Origin of the sequence: Neptunicoccus cionae, from assembly GCF_014643735.1 — a bacterium.
In the GTDB taxonomy this organism is placed as follows: Bacteria; Pseudomonadota; Alphaproteobacteria; order Rhodobacterales; family Rhodobacteraceae; genus Amylibacter; species Amylibacter cionae.
Genome location: NZ_BMKA01000002.1, coordinates 1,096,672 through 1,114,965 on the forward strand (window position 1 = coordinate 1,096,672; position 18,294 = coordinate 1,114,965).

An 18,294-nucleotide genomic window follows, 5' to 3' on the forward strand; every position below is an offset into this window, starting at 1 on the left:
GAAGAAGCCTCAGGCGATGAGGGCTGTACGCTCCAACACCCAGTATGTGGCCATGATTGCGATCGCGGCCGAGGCGGGGACGACGATGCGGCTGTGATACCACTGTTTGTTGCGGAACCAGATGCCCACTGCAAGGAAACAGATGGCGATCACAGCGAGCTGGCCGATTTCGACACCAATGTTAAAGGCGATCAGTGCGGGGATGAATTGCGCTGTGGGCAGGCCGAAGTCGCCCAGAACAGATGCAAAGCCGAGCCCGTGCAGCAAGCCAAAGCCGAATATCAGGAAGGGCCGCCACGCGGTGAGCTTTTCGGTAAAGATGTTTTCCACCGCGACAAAGACGATAGAGGCGGCGATCAGCGGTTCGACGATGGAGCCGGGCACATTAACCCAGCCAAGTGCGCCAAGGGCCAGCGTGATGGTATGGGCCAGCGTAAACATGGTGACTTGCATCAGCAGCGGGCGCAGGTGGGCGGAAAGCAGAAACAGGCCGATTACGAACAGGATATGGTCGAGACCTTTGGGGATGATATGATCAAAGCCTGCCACGATATAATCCCAGACGACCTCTCCGGTGGATTGGGGGGCGATGTTGTCCAGATCAACGGTCGCTGTCGCACCGCTTGCCACATAGTCTGCGATCACCGGATCGACAGTATCTGGTAGCGACACCCGCAGGACGCTATCGCCGTAATCCGCAGGAAAATCCCATGTCAGCGTGCCGGAGGCCGAGGGCAGGGTCGCGCTGTAAGTCAGGGTGGAGACACGGGCGATGTCAGGGTCGCCGACTGGAGGAATGGTGTGATCCACATAACGCAGGTCCACCGGTGTTCCATCCAACGAGAGCCTGAGCGTTGGGTCAAAGGCAGGGCGCAAAGCGGCATATGCCTGTGCAAGTTCTTCAGGCGTGGTTTCGCGCAGGCGAAGGTATTCTTCCTCCCCTGCTTCGGCGTTCTCTGTGTTCGACTCATCCGCAACTCCGGCGATGATGGCTTCCAGATTTGTGTTGATCGACAGGGTTACTTCACTGCCGTTCAGGGCCATGTCGATGATCGACGGCGTGGCTTCATGGGCCCGTAAAGGACTGAGAGAGATAAAAAATGCGGCGAGCGTGGCTAAGAGGAGCAACGCACTATATGGTTTGGGAAAGGTCATGAGGGGATTTCTGTTATGAATTGGTTGAAGGCTTGTGTTGTGTCTATGGTATTTGGACTGTCGGGTCCATCACTGGCACATGAGTACTGGATCGAGCCACTGGATTTTACCGTGCCAGTGGACGGGCGTATGATGGCCTTTCTCAAGGTGGGGTCCGAGTTGAAAGGGTCCACATTTCCCTATATTCCTGCGCAGTTCCAGTCCTTTACTATTACGAATGGTAAGGGGACTTTGGATCACAAAGGGACCGTCGGGGACAGCCCAGCCTTGCAAGTTGCAGCGCCTGAGAACGGGTTGAACATCCTTGCCTATCATTCCAACGCGAACCGTTTAACCTATCGCGATCCCGACCTTCTGGAGAAATATCTAAAGGCCGAGGGGCTGGATTTTGTGCTTGAAGAGCATCGCGCCAATGGATGGCCCGAGATCAATATCACCGAGACCTACACGCGCAATGCAAAGGCGCTGGTGCAGGTCGGCCCTTATGACGGGGGCAGTGATCAAGTGCTCGGCTTGCCGTTTGAACTGGTGGTCGAAGGCTCTCCCTATGCACCCGATACAGATCGCGTGCGGGTGCAACTGCTTTGGCAGGGGGCGCCGGTGGCAGACTATCCGATCAATGTGTTTATGAAGGACGGCGAAGTCACCACTGGGCGGGTCCATACGGATGAGGCCGGATATGCCGAAGTAGCCGTCCCCGAGAGCGGTTTTGTCTTATTGAATTCCGTTCACATCGCGCGGCCAGACACCGGAGACGCACCGTTTTACGAAAGTTTCTGGGCTTCAATGACTTTCGGGCGCTGATCAGCTACCGCGCTTTAGAAGCTGGAGCAGGAACAACAATATCACAGCGCCAATCGTGGCGCTGATGATAGAGCCAAGCAATCCGCCGCCGACGGGCAGACCTATGGCGGGCAGCAGCAGTGTGGCGATGAAAGCGCCCAGGATACCGATCACGATGTTTCCGATCAGGCCAAAGCCGGAGCCTTTGACGATTTTTCCGGCCAGCCAGCCGGCGACCGCGCCGACGATCAAAAGAACAAAGACACTTGTGATACCCATGAAGCTATCCTTTTTTGTTGCAACCACCGTGACGTGGTTTCTGCCCTAACACAAGATATATGGCGCGGATTGCGGCCTTGGCAATTATGCTTCAACTCTGTCCGGTCAGAACTGCCATTGGGGCGGTAAAGCACCACAACAGACCGTCCGCCGCAAACTCGCGCTGCGTTTCACCTGATGTGGTAGTTTCCAGCAAAAGGCCTGTCACTTGCGACCCGAACCCAGATCCAGTGGGTGGCGTGACGGGGGGACCGCCGGTTTCATGCCAACACATTTTCAGATCAGGTTTTTCACCGCTGGTGATTTCCCATGACAGCTCTACCCTGCCGCTTTCTTGCGAGAGCGCGCCGTATTTCGCAGCATTCGTCACCAGTTCGAAAATCGCCATACCCACCGCCTGCGAGACAGATTCGTCCAGATGCACAGTTGGACCGGAGAGGCTGGTCTGGGTGTCAGCTACGTCGACAAGATGGGTAAACTGGGCCCGCGCCAGCTCTTCAAGATCTACATAAACGCTGCCGCTATTAAGTAGAATATCCTGATTGGACGCCAGACTCCGCAGCCGGTTGGAAAAGATCGGGAGAAAAGCTTCCCCGTGATAGCGCCTGCCGGTCTGGCGGGCGATCACTTCGACGATGGTCAGCAGATTTTTCGAACGGTGATTGATTTCGTGAAGCAGGGTTTGGATTTTCTTTTCGGATTCTTTGCGCACCGTGATGTCACTGTACATGGTGACAAATCCGGTATGGGTCCGGTTTTCATCCCGAATGGCAGCAAAGCTGCGTTCTACGTTAATTTTCTGGCCGTTCTTGTGCAGCCTGAAGGACTCACTGCGCAAAACTTCCCCCGCTATGACATCTGGAATACGCGCATCAAGGGCCGGCAATTCTTCGGCTGGCAGCAAAAGCTGATTGAACCGTTGGCCCAGTACTTCTTCTCTGGTGTAGCCGAACAAACGCTCTGCGGCGGGGTTCCAGGCGTGGATTTTAAAGTCCTTATCAGACGATACAATCGCATGGGGTGAGGATTCCACGAGACTTCTGAACTCGTCGCTGTCCCGCCTCCGGTCCACCAGTTCCCGTTCAAAGGCTTGGCGTTGCTCGTTCTTGAAGATGCAGAAGTAGGCTTCGCTCAACTCGCCGTCTGTGCGAACTGCACGCGCATTGACATAGACGCCGAAACGGGTGCCATCCGGTCTTTCCAAATCCAGCGATATTTCCGTGAACTCGCCTTCCAGCAAAAGGAGTGGGCGCAAATGGGTTTCAAAAAAAATGCGGCTTGCCCGTGTCAGGATGTCCACGACGCGGGTTTCCCCGTCGAGCGACACCTTATCCCGTTCCAACCAGGACCGCAGGGTTGCGTTCGTTGTGGTGATCACCCCGTCGCCGTTTATTACCATAAGACCACCGGGCCAGAGGTCCAGATCGGTGGGGGGGCGGATATTGTGGATCATTGCGCTGCGGTTGGCTGCAAAAAGGCCGAGATTGCGCGGGTGGTTTGGGCTGGAAAGCTCATGTGGGGGCAGTGGCCTGTCGCATCCAGCAGGACCTGTTCGCCCCGTTGCAGGTTTTCCTCAAGCCATGCACGCACCGTGTCTGGCACAAGGATGTCATCGCTGCACTGAAGCACCAGTGTGGGCTGCGCGACTTGCTTCACATCCTCACGGTGATCAGTCAAGAAGGTCACTTTGGCAAAGTGTTTCGCAATGTCGGGATCGGTCTGGCAAAAGCTCTCGGTAAGTTCTGCGCCCAGATCGGGACGATCGGGCGTACCCATGATCGCAGGGGCCATATCGCTGGCCCAACCCAAATAATTGACCTCTAGTATGTCAAGCAGCCCAAGCAGGTCGCTTTCCTCAAACCCGCCGGAATAATCGCCGTCATTCATGTAGCTCGGGGAGGGGCAGATCATGACATTCTTTGCGATCAGATCGCGGCGGCGGTTTGCAGCCAAAGCGACAGTCATCGCGCTGACCGAGTGGCCGACTGCAATCACATCGCTTAGTTCGAGTTCGTCAAGAATATCTATCAAATCGTCCGCATGACCGTCTAGCGTGGCATATCGCGCGCGGTCGTAGTGCTCAATTGCAGACTGTCCATAGCCCATCAGATCGTAGGTGATGACTTTGAAACGGGACTCAAACGTGGGGGCCATCTTGCGCCACATGCCGCTGTCACATCCATAACCGTGAAGAAAGATGATTGCGCTCTCGCCGGTGCCGGTCACTTTAACGGCGCAACGCTCAACTTTTGACATCTCACTCTCCCTTATTGGTCGTACAATTGATAAGTGATCGCATTTGGTCCCACCAGTCCGGTTGCATCTGACGACACAGGTCCACAATTGTTAAGCCTTCCCAATGCTCATCTTCCGATTGTGGGTGGCCAAGAGCGGTTTTCCGCCCGAATCTTTACCAGATTAGAAAAAAACTGTTGTGAATTTCAAGAATTAACCTTGGCTCACGGTTTGTTGAAACGATACGGCGCGCTTCGCGTAATCACCGGTTCAGAAGTTCCCAGAATTCAAGCGCTGGCCCGCGCAAGCTGTCCGGTTCCTGTTTGATCTTGCGCAACTCCCGCTGGCTTGGTGATTGTGCGGGCACGAAGAACTCTACCCCGTCGGGTTGGTTGCGCACAGCGTCGAAAGGCAGAATGCTGGCGCCGAAACCGCGTCTGACAAAGGACAGAATGGCGGTGGTGTTGCGTGCTTCCAGTACACTGGCCACGCGCAGCGCCTCAACCGTTGGATCGTTTACCAGATCACACAACGGGTTAGAGATTAGCGGCTCAAGTTGCAGCAAGTCCCAGCCGGAGGCCCCTTGCGTGTCGGAATGGGCCCGATGGATGGCGCCGTCTTCGGCACAAACAATCCCAAGATCATCTGATAGGATACGAACGCCCTCTAACGGATCGCCGGGCCTTGCAGAGACAATACCGATGTCGGCCTCGTCGCGGTGCAGTCGCGCGCGCACAGCGGCACTGTCCACATCGCTGATTTCAATGCGTACTTGGGGTCGCATTTTTCGAAAGGCGTCGATCACATCTGGCAGCAGCGCCACGGTGGCTGAAGGCACGGCAGCAATGCGAACGATACCCGCGGTGGACAAGGCGTGCCGCCGGATCGCATCAACACTGTTGTCAAAGGCTTCGGTGGCGCGCCGGGCCTCGTCCAGCACCAGTTGGCCAAGGGGGGTCAGACGGCTTTTGCGGTCGGTTTCAAACAGGGGGGCGCCGACCTCTTGTTCGAACTGGGCCAGCATCATGGAAATGGCTGATGGCGTGCGGCCCAGCACGGCTGAGGCACCGGATAAAGTGCCTTGCGCGGCGACAGTTGCAAACGTGCGGAGCATCTCAAGTTTTACTGACATTCAATTTTCCTGAAAGCAACTTCAATTTATTCATAGTGACTGAAATCCCCCTGTGGGTCTAGACCAGAGCCAAGCAAATAGGAGATTGTCATGACTGATCGTACGCAACTTTATATTGATGGTTCCTGGACCGACGGGGCGAGCGAAATAGAAAACCGCAACCCTTCTGATACATCCGATTTGATCGGCATGTATGCACAGGCGGATGCCGGACAGTTGGACGCAGCGCTTGCTGCGGCGCGTCGTGCCCAGCCCGCATGGTGGGTCGCTGGTATCCAGAAGCGTCATGATGTGCTGATGGCAATCGGTACAGAGCTGATGGCCCGCGCCGAAGAAATCGGCCGCATGTTGTCCCGCGAAGAAGGCAAACCGCTGGCTGAAGGCAAGGGCGAGGTTTACCGCGCCGGACAGTTCTTCACCTATTACGCCGCTGAATGCCTGCGCCAACATGGTGATCTGGCCGAAAGCGTGCGTCCCGGTATCGAAATCGACGTGCGCCGCGAAGCTGTCGGCGTGGTGGCGATCATTTCACCTTGGAATTTCCCAGTGGCAACGCCCGCATGGAAAATCGCCCCTGCGCTGGCATTCGGCAATGCGGTTGTGTGGAAACCGGCCAATGTGACACCGGCCAGTGCCATAGCCCTTACCGAAATCATCGCCCGTCAGGACATCCCCAAAGGTCTGTTCAACCTTGTGGCCGGTCCGGGCCGCGATGTGGGCCAGCGTCTGGTGGAAGGCGGGCAGGTGGATGCGATCAGCTTCACCGGTTCGGTTCCCGTGGGCCGTGGCATTGCCGCTGCTGCTGTGCAGAATATGACCAAGGTTCAGATGGAAATGGGATCGAAGAATCCGCTGATCGTGATGGATGATGCGGACCTTGATCTTGCCGTGACCCATGCTGCGGGATCGGCCTTTGGCGGGACAGGGCAGAAATGCACTGCGGCCAGCCGCCTGATCGTTCACAGCAGCCTGCACGATGCGTTCGTTGAGAAACTGGTCGCAGCCGCAAAGGCACTGAAGGTCGGTCACGCGCTGGAAGACGGCACGCAAATCGGTCCTGTCGTCAGCGAAAGCCAGTTGAACCAGAACCTCGAATATATCGAAACCGGCAAGGGCGAAGGGGCAGAATTGCTCTGTGGTGGTGAGCGTCTGGAGATGGCGACGCAGGGCTACTATCAAGCGCCTGCGGTATTTGCCAACACCCGCAACGACATGCGGATCAACCGTGAAGAAATGTTCGGTCCAATTACCGCCGTGCAAAAGGTGGACAGCTACGAAGAGGCGCTGTCGGTTGCCAATGACAGCCAGTTCGGCCTGACCGCTGGTATCATGACAACTTCACTGGCCCGTGCCAGCCACTTCCGCGCCAACATGCGGGCGGGAACCGTGATGGTGAACCTGCCAACAGCGGGCACCGATTACCACGTCCCCTTCGGCGGTCGTGGCGCGTCGAGCTTTGGTCCGCGCGAACAAGGCACCTATGCGGCCGAGTTCTACACCACTGTGAAAACGGCCTATGTTTCGGCCGGAGAGCCAGCATGACCTATCTGATCGACGGTCTGCAATATGCTAACTGGTCAGAGAAGATCTTTCGCGAGATGCGGGCAGGGGGCGTGGATGCTGTCCACGTCACCATCACCTATCACGAAACATTCCGCGAAACGGTTCTGGTAATAGAACAATGGAACCGCTGGTTTGAACAGTTCCCCGACCTGATCTTTCAGGGCCGCACCGCAGACGATGTGCGCCGCGCCCGTGAAACCGGCCGCACGGCAATCTTCTTCGGATCGCAAAATCCGTCCTGCATCGAAGATGACATCGGATTGGTTGAGGTGCTGCACACGCTCGGCCTGCGGTTTATGCAACTGACGTACAACAACCAATCGCTGCTGGCCTCTGGCTGTTATGAGGACGAGGACACCGGTCTGACCCGCATGGGGCGTCAGGTGGTGGCCGAGATGAACCGTGTCGGTCTGGTGGTGGACATGAGCCATTCGGGTGAGCGGTCGACCTTTGAGGCGATTGAACACTCGTCCCGACCCATCACCATCAGCCATGCAAATCCTGCAAGCTGGCACGCCGCCCTGCGCAACAAATCCGATGATCTGCTGCGCGCGCTGGGCGAAAGCGGCGGGTTTCTGGGGCTGTCGATCTATCCCCACCATCTGAAAGACGGTGGCCAATGTTCGCTGCAATCATGGTGCGATATGGCAGCGCTGGCGGTTGATCTGGTGGGCGCAGGGCAGGTCGGGATTGGCACGGATCTGTGTCAGGACCAGCCTGACAGTATCGTTGAATGGATGCGGGTCGGACGCTGGACCAAGGCCATCGACTATGGCGAGGGCAGCGCGGATAACGCCGGTTTCCCGCCCATGCCTGTCTGGTTCCATGACAACCGCGATCTGGCAGGTATCCGCGCCGGTTTGCGGGCCGCAGGACTGGACGAGGCCACAACAGACGGGGTGATGGGCGACAGCTGGTACGCCTTTTTTGATACAAGCTTCGGGGTGCAATCCGTCCCTTAAGACAATTATTTCGCGGCCAGCAGGCCATGTGCAATCGCTTTGTGGAGGACTATGATGAGCGATATAAACAGAACAACAGGCCAGCCAACCGGCCGGATAGACAAGGCGCTTTTCGCCATCACGGGAGGGTTCATCGCGCTGTTTTGCGCCTATGCTTTCTTTAATATCGACGGGCTGTCCGCGCTGGTAGACAGCAGCTTTGCCTTCTCGGCCAAGTATTTCGGGCTCTACTGGCAGATCCTTCTTCTGGCGACCTTTCTGATCGGTCTGGTGCTTTGCGTGTTGCCAGGATCAAAGACGGTCATGGGTGGTTTGACCCTGCCGGAGTTCAGCAGCTTTAGCTGGGGGTCCATGATCATGTGTACCCTGCTTGCAGGTGGCGGCGTGTTCTGGGCTGCCGGTGAGCCGATTGCCCATTTCCTGTCCACACCGCCCCTGTTTGGCGATCTGAGCGGTGACACAGAGGCCCGCGCCAACGTAGCGCTCGCCCAGAGCTTTCTGCACTGGGGCTTTCTGGCTTGGGCGATCCTCGGGTCGCTGACCACTGTGATGCTGATGCATTACCACTATGACAAAGGTCTGCCGCTGGCACCGCGTACCCTGCTGTACCCAGTCTTTAAAGAGCGTGCCTTGCATGGCCCAATCGGCCTGATTGCCGATGCGTCCTGTGTGATTGCGGTTGTGGCGGGCACAGTCGGGCCGATCGGGTTTCTGGGGCTGCAACTGTCCTACGGCCTGAACGAGCTGACCGGCATTCCGGATAATTTCGCCACCCAATCCATCGCCATTCTGTCACTGGTTGCGATCTATACGGTCTCTGCGATCACGGGGTTGGCCAAGGGCATCAGACTGTTGTCGCAGATTAACGTGATCCTTGCTGTATTCCTGTTGGCATTCATGCTGATTGCTGGCCCGACCACAGAGATTTTCGCCGGTTTCTTTGGCGGTATGCAGGTCTATGTGACCCATTTCTTTGATCTGACCTTGTATCGCGGTGATGCCGGACTGTTCGGGGATGCGGGCTGGCTTGGCTGGTGGACTGTGTTTTTCTGGGGCTGGTTCATGGGATATGGTCCGCTGATGGCGATTTTTATTGCCCGTATCAGCCGCGGTCGCTCTATCCGTCAAATCATCCTGACCCTGTCAGTCATGGCGCCGCTGATCACGAACTTTTGGTTCACAATCATCGGCGGCTCCGGCATCTTCTTTGAGATCGCAGAACCTGGTGTCATCTCCGGCCCGTTTGAAGGCTTCAACCTGCCTGCCGGACTGTTGGCGATTACCCAAGCGATGCCAATGGGAATGATCCTGTCGGTTCTGTTTCTGGTGCTAACCATGTGTTTCGTGGCTACGACCAGCGACTCCATGAGCTATGTGATCTCGACCACTATGTCAGACGGGGAGCCGTCCAGCGCGATGCGGGCCTTTTGGGGGCTGGCGATGGGCGTGATGGCACTGATCCTGATCTCGACAGGGTCGGGGGGTATCGGCAAGCTGCAAAGTTTCATTGTTGTAACGGCTGTGCCTGTGTCCCTTCTGCTGCTACCGTCATTGTGGGACGCGCTGCGGATCACGTGGATGCTGGGGCGCAAAACGAAGGCCGCCGCCGCGCAAGCTTAGACTAAATGGTATGGCGCAGGCACGCGCCATACCCTCACCGAATTTGTGACGTAGGGGGGAAACACGATGTCAGTTATTACACCGATGAACACACCGGACGTGGCCCGCTTCATGCGCCCTGCCGCAGAAGTGATGCGTCTGGCGCGGATGGGATGTGGCCACCCGACACGGTTGTCTTTCCTGCGCGTGATGCTGCGTCGCCTGAAATGCGCTGACTGGCAGATCGACCGTCCGGTCTGGAATGTGGATGCCAAAGGCGTTGGCCACGGCGTTTACCGCGTCCGCAGCGCAGATCGCAGCTACAGCCTTGTGGCGTTCGCCCATGACCTGCCGCCCGAAATGCGGTCGGACAGGGTGATCGCCACCGCTTGGGATGCAACCTTCGCCCTGTTTGACGGAGAGCCAAGCGCGGAAGATATTGCACGGCTGGCTGAAAATGTCCCCTATCAGGAAGCCGGTCGCGTCACGTCAAAAGAGCTGACGCTCGCCCGCGCCAACCGTTCCGTGCGTCTGTTTAACCATGTGGTTGAGGCACTTTCAGAAGGTCTCCAGCCCGATCCGGCGGAAATCCGATCCGTGGGCTATCTGATGCGCACAACCGCAGTCTATGGTTCTGGAAAATTCGGCGCATCTGATCGGAGTTATATCGCAGAGCGCCCCGAACTCGCAGCGCCGTTTCAGGTAGAGATGCTGACCGTTTGGCTGATCCGCGCCTTCACGGTGGATATCGTCGAACACATTGCGGCTGCAAAAGGCGGGGCGCAGGCGGTGAAACTTGCGCAGGAAACCCGCCGTAGCCTTGGTGTGGGAAACTCCACCGGGCTTGGTATGGCCCCGTTTATCGTGCGCCATCCCGTGCTGCTGAACAACTGGATGATGGCCCGCGAAGAAGCACTGGCGCGGGTGCGGGCGCAGGGAATTGCTGACCCGCAGGCGGTTCACGGGCTGACCAGCGCACTGCACTGCGCAATAGAAAATGCCAAAATATGGCAGTCCGAACACCCCGTGCAAAAGGGCAAACTGGAAGAATTGCGCCGCGATCTGGGCGTGCTGGAAGACGGTCTCGGGACTTGGGACTGGTCGGTAGAACTGCCTTGGAATGCACTCTGGTTGTGGGGGGCTGCGACGCTCGGCCTTGAAGGGCAAGAGGCACTTTTGTCTTTGATGCTCGAACCCCATGGCGCATTGATCGACGATCTGGCGAACCACATGGGTGCGGATGAAGCGGCAAGTTTTCATATCAACGGCGCCATGTCGGTAGCCAAGCTGCGCGATATTATCGAAACCGATTACGGCTGGGCGCTCAAGATCGACTTTACCACCCCTGAAAACGTGGCGCGGTTCTGGTATGTCTCCGAAGAAAAACTTGAACCCCGACTGGGCGAACGCGCCACTGAAGAAGGCGCAACACTGGAACAACCGTTGTGTATCGCCCGATTGATTTCCGAACTTTATGACACGGTCAAAAATTACGACGCAGCCAAACCGGTGGCAGCTTTGTTGTTGTCCCATCCGGACCATCGCTATGCCGTCCGGCGCGCCCAGATTGCGCTATCCCATCCTTATGCAGAGGTGCAGGACAACCTGATCGCAGCCGATATGCTGCCAATTGACCTGCTGCGCTGCAAGCTGGCGTTTTTCGGGGCGAGCCAGTTCGATCCCCGGTCTGACAGATGGGTGCGGATCAACCTGTTTGCGGGCGCCCCTTTCCCCGACGAAATCAAAGAGGAGGCCAGCGCATGAGTGTCGATCCCCACGACCAGACCCGCGGCGAAACCGCCCCGCAGTTCGCAGACAGCGAACATGCGCCCCTGTCTTGCAACGAGGCCGCCGCGCTGTGCACAAAAGCCGCCCGAGGCGTCGGAATGAGCTGGGGCATGGCCGAAGAAGCAGGTTTCGCTGCCTCGTGGTTGGTGTCCCACGGTATCGACGGCCCGACCCAGTTGCGCAGCCATCTGGAGCAGGCTGACGGGTTGGAGTGGGAAGACCTCTGCCCCGCAGTTACGCCCGGTGCATGGCAGAATGCGAAAGGGCAGGCGGCCTGCCCGATCATTCTTGGCGCGACGCTGTGTGACTATGCGGATCTGCCGGAAGGGCCAGCGCCGGACTGCGAGATTTCTCTGGGTACGGTTAATTCTCCGATCCTTCTGGTGCCGTTCCTGTCCGAGCTTGGCCGTAAAAACGACCTGTCGTTTATGCTATGCTGGGACGGAGGGCAATTGCGCATCGACGGAACGGAAACATGGCTCAGCGCGGCGGAAAAATCCTTAAGCGTTGCGAAACTTGCGCTGACTCTCGCCGTGGATAGCACGCCCTGTCACCAACCGTGCCCAAACGAAACGCCCAACGCCCAAACCACCGCTGCAACCGTTGCAGCACTGGCGAATTTTGCCATGCGCACCACTGTGCCAGCCACAGAAGAGTCGCGCGCTGGCGCCGGATCAACCCTCAGTGACAATGATTAATAAAGGACCTGTCATGACACTCTCCCGCCTCAACCCCGGCCCCCGTATGAGCCAAGCCGTCACCATCGGAAACATCGCGTTTCTGGCTGGGCAGGTGCCCGACGATCTGACCGCGGACATTACAACCCAAACCCGTCAAGTGCTGGCGAAACTGGATAAAGTTGTAGCCGATCTTGGCGCATCAAAGGCCGATATCGCATCCGTGCAAGTCTGGTTGGCCAATATGGAAGACTTTCAGGGCATGAATGCTGTCTGGGACGAATGGGTTTCAGCCGAAGCCCCGCCTGCACGGGCCACAGGCGGCACATCCCTCGCCCGCCCCGGCATGCGCGTCGAAATGATCGCCGTCGTAGCCCTGCCAGACGCTATGGCAGCCTAAATAAAAAGAAAAAGCCGGAGCAGCAAAATCCGCTGCTCCGGCTTTTTGGTGACCCCGGCAGGATTCGAACCTGCAACCTGCCCCTTAGGAGGGGGCTGCTCTATCCAGTTGAGCCACGGGGCCAGTGGTCGCTTGAAGCCATATTTGGGCGGCGGGGGCAAGTTGCAAGCGGTTTTTTGGGTGAGAATTTGCCGTGAAGAGGACTGGAATCATCTTTCAAGCCTATCGCTCACAACTTTCGAATTGGGGCTATAATGTGTCACGAACGTAGCTGAGTGTTTCCAAATAATCCGACAAATGCGCTGCACTTTTAGACAGGCGACCTATACCGCGTGTTTTTGAAAAACTTATTAAGTTAATAGAATCCGCGCCTTGCGACCTGTTGGATGAGACCAAGAGCCTGCGCGAATTACGAAGAATTGTTTGTATTCCTGCCTCTATTGTTTCCGAAACGGCGCTTATCCGCCGTAATTTCGCCCTGCATCTCAGGCATATTGATCAAGCTTAAATAGTATTCACGGCCTCGGGTGATTCCCCTGGTCCGTTCTGAGCGTGTATCAGAGAAAGGGGTGTCACATGTTGGCGTCATTGAAAAAGAAACTGGTTAAACACGAGTATAAAGATGATGAGAAAGGTTCCATCATCGTATTTGTACTCGTCGTATTCTCGGCAATGTTCCTTGTTGGCGGCACGGCTGTCGATCTCGCCCGCCATGAAAACCTGCGCTCTTCGATCCAGTACAACTTGGATCGTGCGGTTCTTGCAGCGGCTTCGCTAAAGCAGACACAGGACCCTGATACTGTGGTGCAGGACTATATGTCTAAAGTGGTCACGATCGATGCCTTCACAGTGAATGTGGAATCAATCGTCGCCACCAACGCACGTACGGTTTCAGCGACAGCCACCGCCAATCTGGATACGTGGTTTCTTTCGATGGCTGGTATCGACGAGATGCCAATCACTGCAAGCAGCGCCGCTTCCGAGCGTATCCCAAACCTTGAAATTTCCCTAGTGCTTGACGTGTCCGGATCAATGGCCGGCAGTAAACTGAGCAATCTGAAAACGGCTGCGAAGGAATTCGTGACGACCATGTTGACCGGTGTGGACCCTGACACTGTCTCGATTTCGGTCGTTCCGTTCAATCACAATGTCACCCCGCCGGATTCGATCTTTAGCCGCCTGAATGTCGCGGTCACGCACACTCTTTCAAATTGTCTGGATTTTTCCGATGCCAGCTTCAGTGAAGTTGCCGTCGATCCTTTGGATAATCTGGGGCAAGGAGTATTCACCGCGCTTTATGGTGGCTTTCAGGATTTCAACGAAAGTTATGAAACCTGCATGGGCGATGCAAAATATGAAATTATGCCCTACGAAAGCAATGAAGCCGATCTACACAGCAAGATCGACGGTCTTACTACCAGCGGTTGGACCGCGGCGCATCTGGGGATGAAGTGGGGACTGGCTCTGCTTGATCCGTCCTTCCGCACGATCGCTGATGGCCTTATTGCTGACGGTGATATCAGCCCTGGCTTGTCCGGTATTCCGGCGGATTACACCGATAACGAAACCCTGAAAGTTGTTATCTTGATGGGGGATGGTGCGAACACATACGAATTCCGCTTTAAGGATGAGTATCGGACCGGATTTTCGGACCTGTGGGAAGTCGTAGAAGAAGAGCCAGGTGATTTTACCCACCTGACCTACTACGGCAAAACCTACACTGGTAGCGGTTACGAAAAATACTGCGGTCAATATGGCATCACTTGCTATTATGGTGATCCGGTTGAGGTAACAAATTTCTACCTGCGCAAACCCTCTACCGGCAGTCTGTTTGACATCTCGGACAACTCTTGGATTTCATCCACGGTGTTCAACCTTATCAAAGTTGCGCTGGGCACAGTATCTTATCGTCAACTGCCGTGGGACGAGGCTTGGGGCAAGATGCCTGCCGATTATTACGACGACGTCACCAATCAAAACGCTTTCAACGATCTGGTAAATGTTTCCAGCCGGAACATGAGCGAGGCCGACACGGTGATGTCATCGGCCTGTACCGCAGCTGAAAACGCCGGGATCGTTGTTTATACCATCGGCTATGAGACCAACAACACGACCTCGGGCAAGTTGAAGGATTGTGCCAGCACCGAAAGCCATTTCTATCCGGCTGCCGGTACAGACATTACCACCGTGTTCGCCTCTATCGCGGCGTCCATCCAAAAACTGAAGCTGACACAATAATCAAAAGCAAAAAGCGAGCAGGTCATGTTTAAGTTCTTAAACAAAATCAGGGGGTTCCGCGAAGACGAGCGCGGATCCTCCACAGCAGAATTTGTAATCGTGGCGACGACGTTTCTCACCGGTTTTTTCTGGGTGTTTGAAACCGGACTCATCATGACAAAGCAGATGATGCTGGAGCGGGCGCTTGACATCACGGTGCGCGAGTTGCGCCTTTATGCCAGCCCGCTTTACACCCACGATTATATCAAGGAAGAAATCTGCGATAAGGCGCTGGTGTTCAACGACTGCTCCGATATGCTCTTCCTTGAGATGGATGAGTTCGATCCGTCTGTTGGCTATGCCAAGAACTATAAATGCTATGACAAGGAAAACGAAATAGCACCGGTGACGACATGGTCCCCGGGTTCCCGCAACGAGATCGTTTATATCCGTGCCTGCATTATCATCGACCCGCTGATGCCCAATGGCATAGCCCTGTTTCCGGGCACTTCTGAAACCGGTGTTCCCCTTGTTGCGGACACTGCCTTTGTGAACGAGCCTGACTGATGCGACTGCTGAAACAGATAACAAACCGCCTGAATGCCCTGAAACGGGACGAATCCGGTGCGACAATGGTCGAATTCATGTTCGTTCTGCCGCTGATCGCCTTCTGGTTTGCAGGTACGTTCACTTTCTTTGATGCCTACAGCACTTGGACCCGTTCAGTGAAGGCAACCTATACAGTGGCGGATATTCTGTCCCGCCAAACTGAAGTGGATGACGAGTATATCTCGGATATGAACACGCTGTTTGCTTCTATTATGGGAACGGACAGCAGCGAGACTTACATGCGGATCTCTAACATTAATCGCACTGAGGACGGGCTGGAAATTGACTGGAGCGTTGGCACAGGCACTTATCCCGAACTCACGCGGAATCAGGACATCCCAGATGAGATTTTTCCGAACCTTCAAATCGGCGAAAGCACAATTCTGATCGAAAGTCACATCCCGTTCGTTCCCTTTCAGGAATATATCGGGATCGAAGCGCGGTTGCTGGTTAAAAAGTTGGTCATGAACCCACGGTTCACATCAAAGCTGGCGAATTCGGATCATCCGTCAGGCGAATCCTCGTAAATCGCGACGTGAAAGATATAAAATGGCGCTAGCGTAGGCTGGCGCCATTTTCCTTTTGAAAAGCATGCGTTTGTGCAAATCCGCAAAGTCTCTTCATACATGCTCTTCGAAAAGTCGGGCGAAACTCGTTTTCAAAAGCGTGATTTGCGTCACCTCTTCGCCTGTTATTTTTATTGCTTTCCCGCGGTTTCGTGGAATGGTTGAGCCATTCAATTCATTGCGGAGATTTTTACTATGGAAATATCAATTATCCTGAAAGAGAAGAAACTGCCATTGCACGGGCCGGAGGTAAGCAACAACCTTCCCAAGGGCTTTGGCGTAAATTACAACGTGAACCTGCTGGATGAGATTAAATCGGCTATGGTGGCGGCCACCAAGGCGAAGGCGATAGCAAATGCGTTGCAATCGGCGGAGTGGAAGTCAGAGACATCTTCAATTAAGAACGGTCTAAAGTCTGAACCGGCTAACGGAGTGGTCGGGAAACACACGATCAAGTTCAAGGTGGACGGAACGGCCCTGTCTCTTAAGCCCCGCTGCCTGATTGCCGCGCCGAGTTCTGACAAGCTGGAACCGCCGACCAAGACGAACAGTGCCGCCGTGTCCAAAGCCTTGAAAGAACTAAAGGCGCTAGAGGCGAAATATGGTAGTATCATCACCACCAAAAAAGGTGATGGCCAGCATAAAACGAATACGATCTATTCAATGCAGCTTGGGGACAAGAAGATCATCCACTCCATCCCCAGTGCAGCGGATACCCATATTAAGGAAGGCAGCAAGAAAGCGGCCCTCGTGGATTGGGCGAAGGCGAAAAAGCAATTGTCGGCTTACTTGAAATCGCAAAAGTAACTGGATCTCCGGCGGCGGTGCTGCCGCCGGAGGATTTCTTGCATTATGGGAGTATGTCGCTCAGCCGGAGAAGGGCGATCCGTTCTACCTGCTTGCAAGCCGTTGCCAGTTCTGTGTCGCGGTCGTTGTGGATACGGGTTTTAAAGGCTGTCAGGATATCGTCCTTGGTCAGCCCCTTCACCGCAATGATGAACGGAAAGCCGAATTTTCCGGTGTATTCCTTGTTAAGCGCCTGAAAGGTTTCCCGTTCCTCATCCGTCAGCGCGTCCAACCCTGCCGAAGCCTGCTCTGATGTGCTCTCTGCGGTCAGTTGTTTGGCAGCGGCCAGCTTGCCCGCCAGATCGGGGTGCGCTTGCAAGACGCCAAGGCGCAGTTCGTCACTGGCACTGCGGAACACACGGCAGAGGGCAGAATGCAAGCCAATGGCGGTGTTGTGGGCGGGGCCAAGTTCCAGCCCGTGCGCGCCTTCAGCGATCCAGGGGGAGTGTTCAAAGATGCTGCCGTAGTGGGACACGAATGTGTCTTTGTCCATTTCGGTGGGGACTGTTTCGGCGTGGACAGGGGGGTGGTTTTCTTGCCAGTGTCGCGCGATGTCGATGCGCCTTGCGTACCAGACGTCCTGCTTGGCTTTGACATACTCCACAAAGCGTTTGAGGGACTGGATGCGACCGGGCCGTCCAATCAGCCGACAATGCAGGCCGATGCTCATCATCTTCGGCGCGCCCGCTTCGCCTTCGGCATAAAGCGCGTCGAAACTGTCTTTGAGATAGGTGAAGAACTGGTCGCCCGAATTGAACCCCTGCGCAGAAGCAAATCGCATGTCGTTGGCATCAAGCGTGTAGGGAATGATCAGTTGGTCACGCCCCTGATGTTCGCGCCAGTAAGGCAGATCGTCATCATAGGTATCCGAACAATACTCAAACCCGCCTTCTTCGGACACGATATCCACGGTATTTGCCGAACAGCGCCCCGTATACCAGCCGCGGGGACGTTCGCCGGTGACTTCGGTGTGAAGGCGGACGGCCTCTTCCAGATCGGCCCGTTCCGACTCCTTTTCGTAATCCTTGTATTCGATCCATTTCAATCCGTGGGAGGCGATCTCCCAGTCTGCGGATTGCATGGCTGCAACTTGATGCGGGGAACGCGCCAATGCGGTGGCGACGCCGTAGATGGTGACTGGAATATCCGCTCCGGTGAACAAGCGGTGCAGCCGCCAGAAACCGGCGCGGGCGCCATATTCATACATGCTTTCCATGTTCCAGTGGCGCTGTCCCGGCCACGGTTGCGCGCCGACCACTTCGGACAGGAAGGCCTCGGAGGCCGCATCACCGTGCAGCAGGCAGTTTTCGCCGCCTTCTTCATAGTTCATCACGAATTGAACCGCGATTTTGGCGTTGTTCGGCCAGTTTGCGGCAGGCGGATTAGGGCCGTAGCCCTGCATATTGCGTGGATATCGGTTCATGATCAGACTTCTTTTTGATGTTCATTTCCCAAACTATACGAAAGTGTTGTCGAGTTTTAT

At 55.8% G+C, this 18,294-nt stretch carries 17 protein-coding genes and 1 tRNA gene; 11 read left to right on the top strand and 7 right to left on the bottom strand.

From position 1 onward, the window contains the following. Nucleotides 1-9: 9 nt before the first annotated feature. Complete coding sequence (locus IEX10_RS10530; RefSeq protein WP_188674375.1) at nt 10-1,155, bottom strand: HupE/UreJ family protein; 1,146 nt, start codon at nt 1,153-1,155, stop codon at nt 10-12. A 15-nt stretch (nt 1,156-1,170) separates the two neighbouring features. Here IEX10_RS10530 and IEX10_RS10535 point away from each other — a divergent pair, with 15 nt between their 5' ends. Then, entirely contained in the window at nt 1,171-1,959 is a 789-nt protein-coding gene (locus tag IEX10_RS10535; RefSeq protein WP_188674377.1) for a DUF4198 domain-containing protein, read from the top strand. Here IEX10_RS10535 and IEX10_RS10540 read toward each other — a convergent pair whose 3' ends face one another. From IEX10_RS10540 to IEX10_RS10555, 4 genes are all read right to left on the bottom strand, one after another. Then, the gene (locus IEX10_RS10540; protein WP_188674380.1) at nt 1,960-2,217 is read right to left on the bottom strand and encodes a GlsB/YeaQ/YmgE family stress response membrane protein; all 258 of its coding nucleotides are present in this window, start codon (nt 2,215-2,217) and stop codon (nt 1,960-1,962) included. A 91-nt stretch (nt 2,218-2,308) separates the two neighbouring features. After that, nucleotides 2,309-3,670, bottom strand: a complete 1,362-nt coding sequence (locus IEX10_RS10545; RefSeq protein ID WP_188674383.1) for a PAS domain S-box protein — start codon at nt 3,668-3,670, stop codon at nt 2,309-2,311. Next, entirely contained in the window at nt 3,667-4,473 is an 807-nt protein-coding gene (locus tag IEX10_RS10550; protein WP_188674386.1) for an alpha/beta fold hydrolase, read from the bottom strand. The genes IEX10_RS10545 and IEX10_RS10550 overlap by 4 nt, the downstream gene beginning before the upstream one ends. A gap of 241 nt (nt 4,474-4,714) precedes the next feature. Then, complete coding sequence (locus tag IEX10_RS10555) at nt 4,715-5,584, bottom strand: LysR family transcriptional regulator (RefSeq protein ID WP_188674389.1); 870 nt, start codon at nt 5,582-5,584, stop codon at nt 4,715-4,717. 90 nt (nt 5,585-5,674) lie between these two features. Between IEX10_RS10555 and IEX10_RS10560 the strand changes: the two genes are divergently transcribed. The 6 genes from IEX10_RS10560 to IEX10_RS10585 all read left to right on the top strand — a co-directional run bounded on the left by IEX10_RS10560 (nt 5,675) and on the right by IEX10_RS10585 (nt 12,573). Then, the gene (locus IEX10_RS10560) at nt 5,675-7,126 is read left to right on the top strand and encodes an aldehyde dehydrogenase family protein (RefSeq protein ID WP_188674394.1); all 1,452 of its coding nucleotides are present in this window, start codon (nt 5,675-5,677) and stop codon (nt 7,124-7,126) included. Further along, nucleotides 7,123-8,109, top strand: a complete 987-nt coding sequence (locus IEX10_RS10565) for a membrane dipeptidase (RefSeq protein WP_188674397.1) — start codon at nt 7,123-7,125, stop codon at nt 8,107-8,109. Before IEX10_RS10560 ends, IEX10_RS10565 begins: the two co-directional genes overlap by 4 nt. A gap of 54 nt (nt 8,110-8,163) precedes the next feature. Beyond that, nucleotides 8,164-9,729: a BCCT family transporter gene (locus tag IEX10_RS10570; RefSeq protein ID WP_188674400.1), complete on the top strand. Its 1,566-nt coding sequence runs from the start codon at nt 8,164-8,166 to the stop codon at nt 9,727-9,729. Nucleotides 9,730-9,795: 66 nt separating this feature from the next. Then, complete coding sequence (locus tag IEX10_RS10575) at nt 9,796-11,472, top strand: hypothetical protein (protein WP_229678508.1); 1,677 nt, start codon at nt 9,796-9,798, stop codon at nt 11,470-11,472. Then, nucleotides 11,469-12,194: a DUF3726 domain-containing protein gene (locus IEX10_RS10580; RefSeq protein WP_188674403.1), complete on the top strand. Its 726-nt coding sequence runs from the start codon at nt 11,469-11,471 to the stop codon at nt 12,192-12,194. Before IEX10_RS10575 ends, IEX10_RS10580 begins: the two co-directional genes overlap by 4 nt. 13 nt (nt 12,195-12,207) lie before the next feature. After that, nucleotides 12,208-12,573: a RidA family protein gene (locus IEX10_RS10585; RefSeq protein WP_188674407.1), complete on the top strand. Its 366-nt coding sequence runs from the start codon at nt 12,208-12,210 to the stop codon at nt 12,571-12,573. Nucleotides 12,574-12,619: 46 nt separating this feature from the next. Here IEX10_RS10585 and IEX10_RS10590 read toward each other — a convergent pair. Then, nucleotides 12,620-12,696 (bottom strand) — tRNA-Arg (locus tag IEX10_RS10590). Nucleotides 12,697-13,149: 453 nt separating this feature from the next. On the opposite strand from IEX10_RS10590, the gene IEX10_RS10595 reads away from it, so the two are divergent. From IEX10_RS10595 to IEX10_RS10610, 4 genes are all read left to right on the top strand, one after another. Next, a complete protein-coding gene (locus IEX10_RS10595; protein WP_188674410.1) occupies nt 13,150-14,811 on the top strand; it encodes a VWA domain-containing protein in 1,662 nt (553 codons plus the stop codon). 24 nt (nt 14,812-14,835) lie between these two features. Continuing rightward, entirely contained in the window at nt 14,836-15,357 is a 522-nt protein-coding gene (locus tag IEX10_RS10600) for a TadE/TadG family type IV pilus assembly protein (protein ID WP_188674413.1), read from the top strand. Further along, nucleotides 15,357-15,926 carry a TadE/TadG family type IV pilus assembly protein gene (locus IEX10_RS10605; protein ID WP_188674416.1) on the top strand — a complete coding sequence of 190 codons (570 nt, stop codon included), beginning with the start codon at nt 15,357-15,359 and terminating at the stop codon, nt 15,924-15,926. Before IEX10_RS10600 ends, IEX10_RS10605 begins: the two co-directional genes overlap by 1 nt. Before the next feature lie 234 nt (nt 15,927-16,160). After that, nucleotides 16,161-16,772 (top strand): hypothetical protein, encoded by a 612-nt coding sequence (locus IEX10_RS10610; protein WP_188674419.1) that lies wholly within the window; start codon nt 16,161-16,163, stop codon nt 16,770-16,772. A gap of 43 nt (nt 16,773-16,815) precedes the next feature. Here IEX10_RS10610 and puuE read toward each other — a convergent pair whose 3' ends face one another. Then, nucleotides 16,816-18,234 carry an allantoinase PuuE gene (gene puuE, locus IEX10_RS10615; protein ID WP_188674422.1) on the bottom strand — a complete coding sequence of 473 codons (1,419 nt, stop codon included), beginning with the start codon at nt 18,232-18,234 and terminating at the stop codon, nt 16,816-16,818. Nucleotides 18,235-18,294: the final 60 nt, after the last annotated feature.